Below are 16,041 nucleotides of genomic sequence, written 5' to 3'. Positions count from 1 at the left end.
GGCGCGCCCCGGCCGAGCCGGCGGCGGCGCGCCGCGCGCCATGGTGGGCCTCTCATTGGCGCTCGCCGCCCTGGCCGGGCTGCTGGCGGGGCTGCCGAGCGGCACGGCGGCGCGAGGGGCCTGCGTCGCCATGTTGGAGGTCGGCGCGCCGGTCGCGGCCGTCGGAACGCTCGCCGACGCGGTGCCGGAGCGGCAGACGGGCCGGGGAGGCGGCCCGGTCCGGGTGTCGATCCGCGACGTCCGCATCGCCTCGGGGGGGCGGATCTGCCGCCTGGGCGCGGTGCGGGCCTTCGTGCGGCCCGGAGCGGGGCGGGAGGCGGGCGCGGCGGTGCTTGCCCGGGGCACATGGCGCACGGCGGGCGGGACGGACCCGGACGCCGGACGGACGCGGCTGCCCCGTCCGCCCGCGACGGTGGGCTGGATCGGCGGCGCGACGCTGGAGCCGCTGGATGTCCCCGCGCACGCGGTGGGCCCGCGCGGCCTCGGCCGCTGGATCATCGAATGGCGCGCCGGGCTGCTCGCCCGGCTCGACGCCCGGCTCGCCCCCGAGCACCGGGCCATCGGCAAGGCCCTGCTGCTCGCCGACCGCAGCACCCTCGACCCCGCGACGCGAGAGGCGTTCGTCGGTGCCGGGATCATCCACCTGCTCGCGATCTCCGGGCTCCACGTCGGCCTCATCGGAGCCTCGCTCGCCTGGCTCATCGGCCTTCGCGTGCGCGGTCCGCGCCGGCTCCTCTACGCCGCCGCCTGCACGAGCGCGTACGTGTGCCTCATCGGCGCGCCACCCTCGGCCGTGCGGGCGGCGCTGATGTTCTGGGGTTGGGCGCTCGCTTTCCGCCGGGCCCGCCCCGCCCGCATCGGCGACCTCGCGGCGCTCGCGGCGATGCTCGCCATCCTGGCCGACCCGCTCATCGTGACGGACGTAGGCTTTCAGCTCTCGTTCGCCGGGTTCACGGGCGTCGTGCTCGGCGGCCGCGTCCCGCTGCCGCGCCCGCTCTCCTCCCGGCGCCTGCGCGGCATCGGGCGGGCGCTCGCCGTGAGTTGCGGCGCGTTCCTCGTCACCGCGCCCATCGCGGCCTACCACTTCGACCGCATCGTCGTCGCCTCGATCCCGGCCAGCGTGGTGGCGGGTGCGGTCGTGAGTCTCGCGCTTCCCGCCCTCGCGCTCACGCTGATCCTGCCGTGGAGTCTGTGGATGCTGTTCGCCGGCGCCGCGGACACGGCGCTCGCCTGCCTCGCGGCGATCGCGGCCTTCTTCGCGGGGCTCCCGCTGAGCTGGACGGGCCCCGGCCTCGGCCCCCGCGCGTGGGCGGTCGCGGCCGCGCTCGTCGCCCTCGCGCTCGACAGGACGCGCGCTCGGCGCGGCCTCGGCCTCCTCTCGGTCGGCGCCGTGCTCGCGCTCACGGTCGCCTGGCCCCTCGTCCGGGCCGGCTTCGACCGGGGCACGGCGCTCGTCTGCACCCTCGCCGTGGGGCAGGGCGACGCCGCCGTCGTGCGGACCGGCGCCGGCCGATGGCTCGTCTTCGACGCGGGCCCGGGCTCGGCCTTCCGAACGGCCGGCACGGCATCCGGCCCGCCGATGGCCGACGCGGGAAGCCGCGTCGTCGTGCCCTTCCTGCGCGGCAGGGGCGCCCGGACCGTGGAGCTGCTCCTGATCTCCCATCCCCACCTCGACCACTACGGCGGCACCGCCGCGGTGTTCGAGGCCCTCCGGGTCCGCCGGGTGTTCGATCCCGGCGTCCCGGAACCCAGCGCGTCCTACCTTGCCTTCCTCGAGCGGATTCAGGAGGAGGGCGCCTCCTGGCACGCGCCCCGCGCCGGAGACCGCCTCCGCATCGACGATGTCGAACTCGAGATTCTCTGGCCCGACGGGCCGGCCGGTTCGGACGCGAACGAAGGCTCTCTCTCCTTCCGTCTCACCGTCGGCGGCTTCCGCTACGTGAACACGGGCGACGCCGGCATCGATGTCGAACGCGAGATCCTGGAGCACCTTGCCCCGCGTCGTCCGGAGGCGGATGTCCTCAAGCTCGGCCACCACGGCAGCCGGACCTCCAGTTCCGTCGCGTGGCTGGAGGCGACGGAGCCGGACATCGCCGTGATCTCGTCGGGGACGGGGAACCGGTACGGGCACCCGCACGCCGTGACGCTCGCGCGACTCGACTCCGCCCGGGTGCCGCGCGTGTGGCGGACGGATCTCGACGGTCCCCTGTGCGTCGAGATCGACGCGCGCGGCTGGAGGATCGCGGACGCGCCTTGACGCGAAAAACCGCCCCTCCGTAACCTCTCAGCCCCACCCCCCCGACTTCCGCGGAGCCACCTTGACCGGATCCATCGTCACCGTCGAGCACTTCATCGCCGAGCAGGAGCGCGAATACCCTCAGGCCACGGGCGCGCTCACCGACATCCTGCTCCAGATCAGCCTCGCCGCGAAGGTCATCTCCGCGGCCGTGAATCGCGCCGGCCTCATCGACATCCTCGGCGTGATCGGGAGCACGAACGTGCACGACGAGGAAGTGCAGAAGCTGGACGACTACGCGAACGACGTCCTCCTGAACCTGCTGCGGCGCTGCGGCAGCCTGAGCGGCATGGTGTCCGAGGAAGAGGAGGGGTTCGTGCATGTCCCCGAATCGCGCGACCCCGGACCGTACATCATCGCGTTCGACCCGCTCGACGGCAGTTCGAACATCGACGTGAACATCTCCGTGGGGACGATCTTCTCCGTCTACCGGAAGCGGAGCGACGGGACCAAGGTGCGGCGGCGAGACCTGCTTCAGCCGGGGTCCGAACAGGTCGCGGCGGGATACGTGCTGTACGGCTCTTCGACCATGCTCGTCTTCACGACGGGGGTGGGCGTTCACGGCTTCACCCTCGACCCGGGGATCGGCGAGTTCCTCCTCTCGTACCGGAACCTGCGCATTCCCTCGCCCGGCAAGAACATCTACAGCATCAACGAGGCCTACTTCGACAAGTGGACGCCGGGCCAGCAGCGGCTCGTCGAACGGCTCCGGCAGCCGCCCCCCGACGCGCCGTCGTTCTCCGCGCGCTACGTTGGGTCCATGGTCGCGGACTTCCACCGCACGCTCCTCCGCGGCGGGATCTTCATGTACCCGGGGACCGTCGCCAGGCCGGAGGGGAAGCTGCGCCTGCTGTACGAGGTGGCCCCCATGGCCATGATCTGCGAGCAGGCGGGCGGTCTGGCCACCGATGGCCGGCAGCGCATCCTCGACATCGAGCCCGAGGGGCTGCACCACTGTGTGCCGACCTTCCTTGGCGCCCCCGACCTCGTGGAAATGGCGGGCCGCTACCTGGCCGACGACTGACGACATGCGAAAGGGGGCCCGAAGGCCCCCTCTCTCGTTCCCGCTTCGGGAGTCGCCGCTCCCGTGACCTACCGCATCAGAACGAAATCCGCGCCCCGAGCTGAAGCGCCCAGCGCGACAGGATGTTGTCGATCTGGTACACGTCGTTGATGTCCGGTGCGCCGCTCTCGTCGGTGTCGCGCTGCGTGAAGCGGACGACCGGCACGCCCGTGGCCGAGTCGTAGCGCCGGAACGACAGGATGGTGGACGTCCCGAAGTTCGTGTAACGCTGCCGGCCCCACTCCGAGTTCAGGAAGTTGCCGACGTTGATGAAGTCGAGCGTGACCTGGATGTTCCGGCTCCCGGGCCCCGGAAGCGGTACATCCTGCGCGATCCGCAGATCGAGGCTGCGCACCCAGGGCTCGCGCGACGAGTTCCGGCCCACGATCCCGCCGCGGTACTCGTCCAGCCCCGGAATGTCGCTCACGAACGCATCCCACGCGGCGAAGTCCATGCAGCCGCGGCAGTCCGTCTCGAAGATCGCGTCGTCGGCATCGCCCGGGACGAATGCAAGGTCGTTGAACCGTCGCCCGTCGTTGTTCGCGTCCCCGAAGTACGTCCAGCTGAAGGGCCGGCCCGCGCGGGCCTCGTAGAACGCCGTGATCGTCGTGCCCACATCGTCGCTCCACGCGAAGCGCTGCGAGAGGGAGGCGATGATCCGGTGCTTGATCTCGAAGTCCGCCGTTCCCTCGCCGGGGTTGTTTGGATCGACGCCGATCTCGTTGTACTGGAAGTTCGAGATCGCGCGGCTGGACTGCCCGCTGTTCACGTCCGTGGCGTCCGTCCACGTGTAGGCGAGGCTTCCGAACATGTTCGGAAGGAAGTCGCCGCCAAAGCGCTTCTGCAACTGCGTGGTGAACTGGATCTGGCGGCCCTGGTTCGTGTTGGCGAGCAGGAAGACGCCGGGCGAAAACTCCCGGTCCACCGGGTCGTCGGAGAAGAGCACGCGACCATCGCTCGTCCTCCCCTCCGGCTGGATGCTGAGATCCTGGTAGAGGATGTCGTTGACGTTCTTCGTGTAGATCCCCTCGACCGTGAGCACGAGGCCATCGCGCAACTCGCGGTCGATTCCGATCGTCGTCCGCCACGCCTGCGGGAACTTGAAGTTCGTGTCAGTGAGGTCGACCTCGGTCGTCGCGATCTCCGCGCCGGGCACCGGCACCGGAGTGGGGTCGCCCGTGAACGGTGGCGGCGTGCAGCCCCGCCACGGGGCGCAGTCGATGCGGATGAAGTCCATCCCCGTGTTCGAGTACTGGTTCGAGAGCCACACGAACGGGTTGCGGCCCGTGAAGATCCCGGTGCCACCGCGGAGCTGCGTCCTCCGGTCCTCGTCCAGCGCGGCGTTGAACCCGAGCCGTGGGGACCACATCACGTTGCCGCTCGGCACGTCGCTCGTGTGCCGACCCGGGAAGGCGGCCGCGAAGCTCGGGTTCTCGAGCGGCGCGTCCGGCATCGACATGATGTCCGCGCGCAGCCCCAGCGAGACGTTGAAACGATCGCTGAGGTCGATCTGGTCCTGGGCGTAGAAGCCGAACTGCATCGCGCCCCACTCCGCCCTCGGGTAGGGGTCCGCGAGCCGCGAGATCGACGCCCGGTACCGCGTCGCCATCCCGTTGCGGAAGTTGTCGAGCGCGTTCTCGCCGTCGAACTCCCACTGCCCGAAGGCGTCCTGGATGAAGAGGTTCGAAAACGAATAGAACTCGTTGTGCGTCCCGAAGGTTAGCGTGTGGTCGCCCCGGAAGAGCGTGAGGTCGTTGGTGATCTCGAACACGTCCTGATCGAGCGCGTTCTGCTGCGAGAAGCGCTCGATCCCCAGCGTCACGCTCTCGCTCTCGCCATCGAACGGCTCGATGTCGACCTCGGGGAAGATCGCGAGGTCCGGCGTCCGCTTGTCCCGCTGACGCTGGTACGAGACGCGGAACATGTTGGCGGTGGCGGAGCCCAGCCGGCTGTCGAGCTGTATCACCGTGGAGTTGGACACGGCGTCGAAGGTGTACCCCTGGCCGGGCAGGCCGACCTCGCCGGAGTGGCGGCTGATCCCCCGCTGCGAATTCGCGTTCACATGGTTGTGCCGCACGATGAGGTGGTTGTCGTCGGACAGGTTGAAGTCCAGGCGGGTGAAGAACTTGAGGTCGTCCGTCTCCCGCTGGAGGCTCTCCTCGAAGCGTCCCGGGTCATAGTTGTAGACGGAGTTCGCAATGTCGACGATCTGGTTGATCGTCCCCGCGTCGATGAAGTCGATCGTGTTCGTCTGGCTGCTGCCGACCAGTCCGAGCGCCAGCGGGCGGCTCGTCTGCTTGATCTCGCCGCTGGTGAAGAAGTGGATCTTGTCGCGCTGGATGGGGCCGCCCGCGCGGAAGCCCGCCTGCAGCTCGCTGAAGTCGGAGAGCGGATTGTCGTCGAGGCTGCCCGTGAACCCCTGGTTCCGTCCAAAGGCGTAGCCCGAGGCGTCGAAGTCGTTCGTTCCCGAGCGGGTGACGACGTTGATCGAGCCGCCGGTGAAACCGCCCTGGCGTACGTCGAAGGGCGCGATCGCGACCTGGAACTCCTGGACCGCGTCGAGCGAGATCGGCTGCGAGTTGGCCTGTCCGCCCGGCGTTCCGCTGGCCGGGAGTCCGAAGACGTCGTTGAGGATCGCGCCATCGACGGAGATGTTGTTGAAGCGGTTGTTCTTACCGCCGATGCTGATCCCGCCGATATTCTCGCTGCTCCCGATGTTCGTCCCCAGCGCCTGCGGCGTGAGCCGCGCGAAGTCCTGAATGCTGCGGGCGATCGTCGGGAGGTTCTCGATCTCGCGCGTCGTCACGGTCTGCTGCGGTCCCGTGCGTCCGCTCGAAAGGATCGCGCCGCGCTCCGCCGTGACGGTGATTTCGCCCACGGCCACGGCCTCCACGCCGAGCACGAAGTCGATGCGCCGGTTCTCGCCCAGCGCGAGCACGAGGGCCTCGGCCGACTCGTCCCCGAAGCCGATGAGCGAGACGGCGATCGTGTAGGGCCCGCCGACCCGCATGCCCGGGATGTTGAAACGTCCGTCCTCGCGTGTGAGCGTCGAGTACGATGTCCCGCTGGGGCCGTGCACCGCGGTGACCACGGCGCTCGCGAGCGGCGCGAGATCCTGACCGGTCACGCGCCCGTTGACGGCCGCGGTCGTGACGCCCTGAGCCCACGCCTCGGACGGCGCGAACAGGCCGCCGAGAGCCGCAAAGGCGGCGATCGCCGCGGTTCTTGGGGAGAGGTTGTATTTCATGGCGTACTCCTGCGTGAAAGAGGGCAAATCCGAGGCGCCATGCGCCGGGATCGAGTCACCAAAAACAACGCGCAACGTCGCTTCGGAATGTAACGGCGGACGGCGGTTTGCGTAACAGGCATGGAGCGCCAGATGGGCACGTCTATTCGTACCTCAGCGACTCCACCGGATCGAGCCGGGCGGCCTTGCGGGCCGGGAGGATGCCGGCCACCAGACCGATCGCCATGAGGATCCCCGCGCACACCGCGGCGATGGGGACGGAGAGCTTCGGGTTCACGATGTACTGCAGGGCCGGGTCGTCGATCGGCAGGGCATCGATGCCCGTCACGAGCAGCGCCGCGATGGCGAGCCCCGCGAGCCCCCCGCCGACGGCGATGAGGATGGCCTCGAAGAGGAACTGGCTCACGATGTGCCGTTTCCTCGCCCCGACGGCGAGCTTGACGCCGATCTCCCGCGTCCGTTCCCGCACCACGACGTACATGATGTTCGCGACCCCGACGCCGGCCACGATCAGCGTGAAGGCGCCCACCAGTCCGAGGAAGATCTGAATCCCGAGCCCGATCTGGCCCACGATCTTCTCGTCCTCGATGAAGTCCCAGATCGCGAGCGCCCGCTCGTCGGCCGTGTCGAACCGGTACCGGCCGCCCAGCACCCGGTACAACTCCTCCTTGGCGACCGCCGCGTCCTTCACATCGCGAGGGCGCAGGAGCAGGTGGTTCACGAACTCCTGGCCGTAGATGCTCCGGAACGTGGAGGCCGGGATCACGGCCCGGTCCTCGTCCGGCCCGTTGTTGCTCGAGTCCTGGAACTTCGACTCCATCACGCCGATGACGCGGAACGGAAGCCCGTCCAGCGTCACCGTGCGGCCCACCGGCGGCGCGTCGCCGAACAGGCGTCCGGCGATCCCGTCTCCGAGGAAGAGCACGCGCCGCTTCTCGTCGATGTCGCGCTGGTTGATGAACCGGCCGCCCGGCGCGGGGAACATGCGCCGCAACTCGGAGAAGACCGGGTTCACGCCCTCCATGTAGGTCGTCGTCTGGTTTTCCTCCGCCTTCAGGTGCGTCCGCCCGCGGCCGTAGGAGGGGCTTCCCATCTCGAACTCCGGCACCGCGCGCAGCAGCAGGTCGAGATCTTCCTCCCGCAGCCGGATCCGCCGTCCCTTCGACAGCCCCTCGTGCTCCATGCTCGTCTGGCCGCCGTAGACCATGAAGATGCGTTCGCCGGCGTTGAGCAGCCCCACGGAGAACTGGTTCCGGAGCCCCTGTCCGAACGCGAGCAGGAGGACGATCGAGATCGTCCCCCACACCACGGCGAAGATCGTGAGGAAGGCGCGCGTCTTCTGGGCCCGCAGGTCGCCGAGGAACTCTTCGAGGAGGATCTTCCACATGGGTCAGACCGCCGCGCGAGCGGCGGCCGCCATCCGCCCGCGCGCGAACGCGGCTAGTCGCGGAGACATTCGACAGGGTCGAGCGCTGCGGCGCGGCGGGCCGGGAAGAACCCGGCCAGCATCGCGATGAACGCGAGGAGCGCCAGGGTCACGGCGGCCACCTGCAGGGAGATCGTCGGCGTCCCGACGAACTCCTGCATCGGGACCAGCGACATGAGCTTCACGACTCCGAGCGAGACGACGACGCCGAGCGCCGCGCCCACGACGACGATGAGCATGCTCTCGGTGAGGAACTGCCACAGGATGGATCGCCGGGTGGCGCCGAGCGAGCGCTTGATCCCGATCTCGTTCGTCCGCTCGCGTACCACGATGTACATGATGTTCGCGACCCCGATCCCGCCCACGCTGAGCGTGAAGCTGCCGACGATGGCGAAGAAGATCTTGAAGCCGAGGAAGAGGAACCCGAACATCCGCTCCCACTCGGCCGTGTCCCATACGGCCAGCGCATCGTCGTCGGCGGGGTTGAAGCGGTACTTGGCGCCGAGGACCTCGTAGACCCGCGCCTCCACGGCCTCCGTCCGCGATGCGTCCGCGGTCCGGTATACGAAGTTGGAGACGAAACGCGAGCCGAACAGGGCTGCGTGCGTGCCGGCGGGGATGAACACGCGGTCCTCGTCCCGCGAGTTGTAGGACGAGTTCTGGACCTTGGGCTGGAGCACGCCGATGACGGTGAAGGGCGAGTCGCCGATCCGGACCTGCTCGCCGACCGGGTCGGCGTCCCCGAACAGGACGCGTGCGACCTCGTCCCCGAGAAACACGACGCGTCGCCGCTCGCGCTGGTCGCGCTCGTTGATGAAGCGGCCGCCGGGGAGGGGAATGACGTTCCGCATCTCGCCGTAGATGGGGTAGATGCCGGTGATGTTCGGGTTCACGCCGTTGCGGCCGTAGCGGACGGGCGCCGCCCGCGTCGAGTACTCCGGGCTGATCATCGCGATATCGGGGATCCGCCGGGCGAGAACCTCTGCGTCCGCCTCTCGCAGCCGGATCGACCGTCCCTCCCTGAACCCCGCGTGCGGCATCGTCGTGCGTCCGCCGAAGAGGATGACGATGCGGTCGCCGAGCCCGTGAAACCGCTTGATCGTCTGCCGCTCGAGGCCGACGGAGAAGGCGAGCAGCACGACGACCGCCACGGTGCCCCAGGTGATGCCCAGCACCGTGAGCGCGGTCCTGACGCGCTGGGCCGAGAGGTCGGCCCACAACTGCCGTGCGGCGTCGAACAGTCTCACCGGGCGCGCGCCTCGCGCGCGGTCAGTCGGCGGCCGGCGCCGTACACTACGTGATCTCGCGCCGCGGGGGCTCCAGCACGCGCTCGCCCTCCGCCAGGCCGTCCAGCACCTCGACGCTGATGCCGTCGCTCAGTCCGGTGCGGATCTCGCGTTCCTCCGTCTCCTCGGGTCCCAGCCGAACCGTGACGAGCGTGCGCTCGTCCTCGAACCGGACCAGGCGCTCGGGGATGACGAGGATGTCCGAACGGCGCTCGATGATCACGTGCGCGTTGGCGGAATAGCCCGCCCGCAGCGCCGCGCCGTCCAGCGGCAGCACCGCGATCTCGACCGGGAAGAGGGTGGCGTTCTCCTCGTCGCGGCCCTTGAGCGAGATCTTCGTCAGCCGGCCCTCGATACGCGCGTCCGGGAGCGCGCCGATCGTGATCTCCACCGGCATGCCCTCGGTCAGCCGCCCCACGTCGATCTCATCCACCGTGCCGCGGAAGAGCAGTTCGTCCATCTCCGCCATCGTCATGAGGGCGGTCCCCTCCTGGAACGTCGTCAGCGGGACGACGGGGTCGCCGATCTCCACCATCTTCTCAAGGATGAAACCCTGGATCGGGGAGGTGATGACCGTCTCGACGGCTTCGTCGCCGATCGTCACGCGGCCCTCGGAGAGGAGGGCGAGCCGTTCGGTGGCGATCTGGACCTGGAGCGCAGCCTCGTCGTGCTGACGGGCCACGGTCTCGTATTCCTCCTCGGACACGAATCCGCGGCCGCGCAGCGCGTCGAGCCGGTCGCGCTGCCGCTCGAGCTGCTGGAGTTCGATGTCCCGCAGCTCCACGTTGCGCCGCGCCTCGACGAGCTCGATCGGAGTGGGGTTGGGCTGGACTTCGAGGAGGGGCTGGCCCCGCTGGACGTACTCGCCGGGCTCCTTGAACATCTGCCGTACGACGCCCGCGAGCTGCGACTTCACGCTCACTTCGACGAGTGGCTCGATGCGTCCCACGGCGAGCGCCCGGTCCACGATCTCGCCGCGCTCGACCGCGACGGTGCCGGTCTCGCCATCCTCGCTGTCCCCGGCGCTCGACACCGCGAACGCCGTCGCTCCCAGCCCGCCGATCAGGACCGTGGAGACCAGTACCTTCGTGCCTCGCTTCATACGAACCGCCGCTCCCCGTCAGGTTGAATTCGCGCGTGCGCGCCCGCCCGCCGCCACGGACCGCTTCACCTGAGAGCCTACGGGGGAGTCGAGGGTTGGTTTCGGACTAGGGCGTGGGAGATTCGATCCAGCGGGGGGCGCGCGGGATGGGGAGGGGCTGCGGCTGTGCCTCCAGGTAGGCGACGAGCGCCTCCAGATCCGCGACTTCCAGGGGGTCGATGACCTCGGCCTCGGCGAATGTCGTGTAGCCGCCGCCCCCGCCCGCGATGAAATCGTTGGCCGTGACGACGTAGCGGCCCTCGGGGCGGAGCGGAGATCCATCGTCGAATGTCACGTCGAGAATCCGCTCGCCCAGGGGGGCGTCGGGATCGTAGCGGACGACGATGCCGCTCGCGTGCAGGTCGACGTCTCCGTTCCGGGCGGAGTGCTCGAGCGTCCGCAGCAGTTGCGCGCCGGTCATCGTGTGGCGGACGAGCATGTTGTTGAAGGGCTGCAGTTCGAACAGGTCGGCGAAGGTGATCGGCCCCGCCGGCAGCGACCGGCGGATGCCGCCGTTGTTCATGAGGGCGACCTCGGCCCCGCTCGCGTGCCGCTGCGCGTCGGCCACGATGCGGCCGAGCGGGAAGTCGCCGTCCCGCGGGGCGGAAAGGGCCTCCGGGAGGTCCACGATGACGCGGTCGACGATGGCCGCGATCTCGGTGCTGTAGGAGGCGACGAGCCGCTCGACATCCGGGTCCGGCCCGACCTCGTCCGCCCACGTCTGTCGCACGCCGAGGCGCTCGGCGCTCACGGCCCCCTCCGCGCTCCGGTCGATGCGTCCGAGTCCGTAGGCCATCGTGTTCGAGTACGACTGGATGACGGGAACGCCCCGAATCTCGGTCTCCAGGCGCGAGTGCGTATGCCCCGTGACCGCGTAGTCGAAGCGTTCCGTCGTCGCGGCCAGCGCTTCCAGGGCCGGGCCCCGGCACGCGTCCGCCGCATCGTCCGGCAGACCGACCTCGCAGAAGGCGCCTTCGTGCATGACCGCGACCACGAAATCCACCCCCGCCGCCCGCACCTCCGGGATGTAGCGGTCGAGCGCGTCGGAGATCGACCGGAAGTCGAAGTCCGCGACGAGCGAGGGCCGGGCGACGACCGGCGTGGACCGCGTCGTCGCGCCGATGAAGCCGACCCGGACGCCGTCCCGCTCGACGATCGTCCAGGGCCGGACCCAAGCGGGGTGCCGGTCGGTGCCCTTGAGGTAGATGTTCGCGCCGAGCATGGCGAAGTCCGCATCGGCGATGCGCTCGACGAGGACGTCGACCCCCCAGTCGAACTCGTGGTTCCCGATCGCGGCGGCGTCGTAGCCGATCCCGTTCATCGCCTCGATCATCGAGCGCCCATCCGTGAAGTTCGAGATCGGCGTGCCCTGCATGATGTCGCCGCCGGAGACGACGAAGAGGGGACACTCGGGCGTCGCGGAGCGCTCCCGCGTCACGTAGGCGGCGAGCGCGGCGGATCCGCCGACCGGGCGTCCCTCCGACCAGTTCTGTTCCGCCGGCAGCAGCCGTCCGTGCGAATCGTTCGTGGAGAAGATCATCGCGCAGGCCGCCGGGTTCGCGGGGGCGCACGCCGGGAAGGCCGCGATGCCGGCGCAGAGGAGGGCGGCGAGGGCCGGCTTGAAACGGGCGGCGGGACGGCGCGGCATCAGACCGTCTGCAACGCCTGCGAGCGGTCCAGGTCCACGAGCGGCGCGGCATAGTTGCCGGTCCAGCAGGCGTCGCAGAAGGGACCGTGCTCCGCGACCGCGTCGCGCATGCCTTCCATGCTGAGATAGCCGAGCGACTCGACCTGCAGGTGCTCCCGGATCTCCTCGACCGTGTGGCTGGAGCCGATGAGTTCCTCTTTCGTGGGCATGTCGATGCCGTAGTAGCACGGGGAACGCACCGGCGGCGAGGCGACCCGGAAATGCACCTCCCGCGCCCCCGAGTCGCGGAGGAGCCGGACGAGGCCGCTGCTCGTCGTGCCCCGGACGAGCGAATCGTCCACCACGACGATGCGCTTGCCGTCGACGAGTTCGCGCACGGGGTTGTACTTCACCCGCACCTTGAAATCGCGCCCCCGCTGGGTCGGATGGATGAAGGTCCGGCCCACGTAGTGGTTGCGGATGAGCGCGAGTTCGAACGGGAGGCCGCTCACCTCCGAGTAGCCGAGCGCCGCCGAGTTCGACGAGTCCGGCACCGCGAACACGCAATCGGCCTCCGCCGGATGCTCGAGGGCGAGCTGGCGGCCGAACGCCCGCCGCGCCTCGTCCACGCTGCACCCCCACACGCGAGAATCGGGACGCGCGAAGTACACGAGTTCGAACAGGCAGGCGCTGGGCTCGGCGGGGGGCAGCGGCCGGAGCGATTCCACGTGCCCGTCGCGGACCTTCAGCACTTCTCCCGGCTCCACGTCGCGCACGTAGGCGGCCCCGATGATGTCGAGGGCGCACGTTTCGGATGCGAAGACGACGGCTTCTCCCAGCCTGCCCATGACCATGGGCCGGAAGCCGCGCGCATCGCGCGTCGCGTACACGGTGTCGCCGATGCAGAGGAGGAGGGAGAAGGCGCCGACGAGCTGCGAGAGGGCGTCGTCGATCTTTCCGTCGAGGTCGCGGTGCCGGGAGCGGGCGATGAGGTGGACGATGACCTCCGAGTCCGCATCCGTCTGGAAGATCGAGCCGTCGCGGGCGAGCGAGCGCTTGAGCTGGTTCGCGTTCGTGAGGTTGCCGTTGTGCGCCAGCGCGAGCGGCTTGTCCTCGTACTGCACGAGGAGCGGCTGCGCGTTGCGCAGGCTGGATCCTCCCGCCGTCGAATAGCGGACGTGCCCGACGGAGAGCGACCCCTCCAAGGCGCCGAGCACGTCGTCGTCGAAGATGTCCGCCACGAGGCCCATGCCCTTGTGGACCCTCGACATGCCCGACTCGTCGACCGTGACGATCCCGGCGGACTCCTGGCCGCGGTGCTGGAGCGCGTACATGGAGAGAAACGCGAGTTCCGCGGCGGCGCCGGTGCCGCTGACCGCCACGATGCCGCACTCCTCCCTGGGCTTGTCCAGCCCGAACGCCCCGCGCCCCGCGCCGGGGGCGCCATTGGTCGGGAGTTTCCTCATGACGTGATTCCTGCCTCCTCGCTCATGCGGCGCGGGATCGCCTCCTCGTAGATCCGCGCCAGCTCGGCCGCCGGCGGGGCGATCGTGTGGCCGGCGCCGGTCAGGCGGCACGGGCTGTCCGGGCCGTTCACGACGCCCACACGCGCCACGGGCACGCCGTGACGCCGCCCGTGCGCGGCGATGCGCTCGCCCGCGCCGGGCCGGCACGTCAGCACGACCCGCGAGTGCGACTCGCCGAACCAGCGCGCCGCGGCCGACACGTTCGCCCCGGCGGGCGCCGCGTCGAGATCGGCCGTGCAGCCGAGCGGCCCGCCTTCCGCCCCCACCGCGCACTCCGCAAGCGCGACGGCAAGCCCTCCATCCGAGGCATCGTGCGCCGAGGCGAACGCCCCGGCCGCCGCTCCCTCGACGAGAAAGTCGACCAGCGCCACCGCCTCTCCCAGATCCAGGGCCGGGGGCAGGCCGGCGACGAGGCCGTGGCAGGCCGCGAGATACTCCGACCCGCCGATCTCGTCGCGGGTCGCGCCCGCGACCCAGATCTCGTCGCCTTCGCGCCGGAACGCCGACGGGACGCGCCGTTCGAGATCCTCGAGCACACCCAGCATGCCGATGACCGGCGTGGGGTAGACCGGCTGGCCGCCCGTCTCGTTGTAGAGCGACACGTTGCCGCCCGTGACCGGCGTGCGCAGCGCGCGGCACGCCTCTCCCATCCCCTCGACGGCCCCCGCGAGCTGGAAGTACACCTCCGGCCGCAGCGGGCTGCCGAAGTTCAGGCAGTTCGTCACGGCGAGCGGGCGCGCCCCCGAGCAGGCCACGTTCCGCGCCGCCTCGGCGACCGCCGCCCGGCCTCCCGTGCGCGGATCGAGCCACGTGTGCCGCCCGTTCCCGTCCGTCGAGGCCGCGAGCGCGCGCCCCTCGGCGGGCAGCCGCAGCACGGCCGCGTCGGAGCCCGGCCCCTCGAGCGTGTTCGTCTGCACCGTGGTGTCGTACTGCTCGTAGATCCAGCGCCGCGAAGCGATCGAGGGGGCGTCGAGCAGCGTCCGCAGCGCCGCGTCCACCTCCCGGTCCGACTCGAAGGAGGCGTACGCGCCGAGGTCCGCGGACCGGGCTTCGGCCACGGCCGGGCTCATCACTCCCTCGCGGACGTACGTCGGACAATCGTCCACCAGCGGCTTCACCGGGATCTCGACGCGCACGACGCCGTCTTCGCGCACGCGGAACATCCCGTCGTCCGTGACCTGTCCGATCGTCGCCGCCTGAAGGTCCCAGCGCTCCAGCACCTCGCGCACCGCCCCCTCGTGTTCGGGCTTCGCGACGAGGAGCATCCGTTCCTGCGACTCCGAGAGGAGCATCTCGTACGGCGTCATCCCCTCCTCCCGGACGGGGAGGTACGCCACGTCGATGTCGATCCCGGAGCCCGAGCGCGCCGCCATTTCCGTGCCGCTCGAGGTCAGCCCCGCCGCTCCCATGTCCTGGATCCCGACGAGGAGGTCCCGCTCGATGAGTTCGAGACTCGCCTCGAGCAGCAGCTTCTCCGTGAACGGGTCGCCGACCTGCACCTGCGGCCGGCTGTCGACGGCCTCCTCGTCGAGTTCCTCGGACGCGAAGGTCGCCCCGTGGATCCCGTCCCGTCCCGTGCGGGCGCCGACCGCCATCACCGGATTGCCCACTCCCTCCGCCTCGCCCCGGATGAGACGCTCGAGCGGGAGGACGCCGATGCACATCACGTTGATGAGCGGATTCCGCTCGTAGGCCGGGTCGAAGATCGCCTCGCCTCCCACCGTGGGCACCCCGACGCAGTTGCCGTAGTCGCCGACCCCGCGCACGACCCCATCGAAGAGGTAGCGCGACTGCGGCGAGTCGAGCGACCCGAAGTGGAGGCTGTCGAAGATGGCGATCGGCCGGGCCCCCATCGTGAACACGTCGCGCAGGATCCCGCCCGACCCCGTCGCCGCGCCCTGGTAGGGTTCGACCGCCGAGGGATGGTTGTGGGACTCGATCTTGAACGCGACGCCCCAGCCGCCGCCGACATCGATGACGCCGGCGTTCTCCCCCGGACCTTGAACGACGGCGGCGCTCTCCGTGGGCAGCGTCCGCAGCAGGGGACGCGAGTTCTTGTAGCCGCAGTGCTCCGACCACATGGCGCTGAACACGCCGAGTTCGGTGAAGGTGGGCTCCCGCCCCATGAAATCGAGGATCTGCTCCCACTCCTCCGGGCTCAGCCCGTGCTCCGCCACGAGCGCGGCGCTCATCACCGGATCGCCCGGTCGGGCCTCCACGCGTTCGAGCGAGGCGCGCGTCATGACGACACCCCCGCGCCCGCCCCGGCCACCGCTCCCGCCGCGAATTCCGGGGCCTCCGGCGGCGCAGGGTCGCTTCGGCGTCCCCTCCCGCGGGCGACGGCCGCGAGCAGCGACTGGAACACGCCGAGCCCGTCCGTGTTGCCGAGGACGGAGAGCGAGTGGCGCTCCGGGTGCGGCATGAGCCCA

The 16,041-nt window shown here is 70.2% G+C and carries 10 protein-coding genes; 2 read left to right on the top strand and 8 right to left on the bottom strand.

Annotation, left to right across the window (positions count from 1 at the left end; genetic code table 11):
• Positions 1-2,257: DNA internalization-related competence protein ComEC/Rec2 (locus OXN85_00965; protein MCY3598530.1), on the top strand; the 2,257-nt coding region annotated here is incomplete at its 5' end.
• A 61-nt stretch (positions 2,258-2,318) separates the two neighbouring features.
• On the top strand, positions 2,319-3,320 hold the full coding sequence (gene fbp / locus OXN85_00960) for a class 1 fructose-bisphosphatase (GenBank protein ID MCY3598529.1): 1,002 nt from the start codon (positions 2,319-2,321) through the stop codon (positions 3,318-3,320).
• A 76-nt stretch (positions 3,321-3,396) separates the two neighbouring features.
• On the opposite strand, the gene OXN85_00955 is transcribed toward fbp, so the two are convergent.
• The 8 genes from OXN85_00955 to OXN85_00920 form a co-directional block, all read right to left on the bottom strand.
• Positions 3,397-6,606 carry a TonB-dependent receptor gene (locus tag OXN85_00955; protein MCY3598528.1) on the bottom strand — a complete coding sequence of 1,070 codons (3,210 nt, stop codon included), beginning with the start codon at positions 6,604-6,606 and terminating at the stop codon, positions 3,397-3,399.
• A gap of 142 nt (positions 6,607-6,748) precedes the next feature.
• Positions 6,749-7,993 (bottom strand): ABC transporter permease, encoded by a 1,245-nt coding sequence (locus OXN85_00950; GenBank protein ID MCY3598527.1) that lies wholly within the window; start codon positions 7,991-7,993, stop codon positions 6,749-6,751.
• A gap of 53 nt (positions 7,994-8,046) precedes the next feature.
• Positions 8,047-9,279: an ABC transporter permease gene (locus OXN85_00945; protein ID MCY3598526.1), complete on the bottom strand. Its 1,233-nt coding sequence runs from the start codon at positions 9,277-9,279 to the stop codon at positions 8,047-8,049.
• A 46-nt stretch (positions 9,280-9,325) separates the two neighbouring features.
• A complete protein-coding gene (locus tag OXN85_00940) occupies positions 9,326-10,420 on the bottom strand; it encodes an efflux RND transporter periplasmic adaptor subunit (protein MCY3598525.1) in 1,095 nt (364 codons plus the stop codon).
• 106 nt (positions 10,421-10,526) lie between these two features.
• Positions 10,527-12,107 carry a bifunctional UDP-sugar hydrolase/5'-nucleotidase gene (locus tag OXN85_00935; protein MCY3598524.1) on the bottom strand — a complete coding sequence of 527 codons (1,581 nt, stop codon included), beginning with the start codon at positions 12,105-12,107 and terminating at the stop codon, positions 10,527-10,529.
• On the bottom strand, positions 12,107-13,552 hold the full coding sequence (purF, locus tag OXN85_00930) for an amidophosphoribosyltransferase (protein ID MCY3598523.1): 1,446 nt from the start codon (positions 13,550-13,552) through the stop codon (positions 12,107-12,109). Before purF ends, OXN85_00935 begins: the two co-directional genes overlap by 1 nt.
• Positions 13,549-15,855, bottom strand: coding sequence for a phosphoribosylformylglycinamidine synthase subunit PurL (gene purL, locus OXN85_00925; protein MCY3598522.1), 2,307 nt, complete (start codon positions 15,853-15,855; stop codon positions 13,549-13,551). Before purL ends, purF begins: the two co-directional genes overlap by 4 nt.
• Positions 15,852-16,041 (bottom strand): hypothetical protein (locus OXN85_00920; protein ID MCY3598521.1); only part of this gene is annotated, 190 nt, incomplete at its 5' end. The genes purL and OXN85_00920, both read right to left, overlap by 4 nt.

It is taken from the genome of Candidatus Palauibacter australiensis (assembly GCA_026705295.1).
GTDB classification, from domain to species: Bacteria; Gemmatimonadota; Gemmatimonadetes; order Palauibacterales; family Palauibacteraceae; genus Palauibacter; species Palauibacter australiensis.
This window is presented reverse-complemented; position numbering and strand designations above follow the sequence as displayed.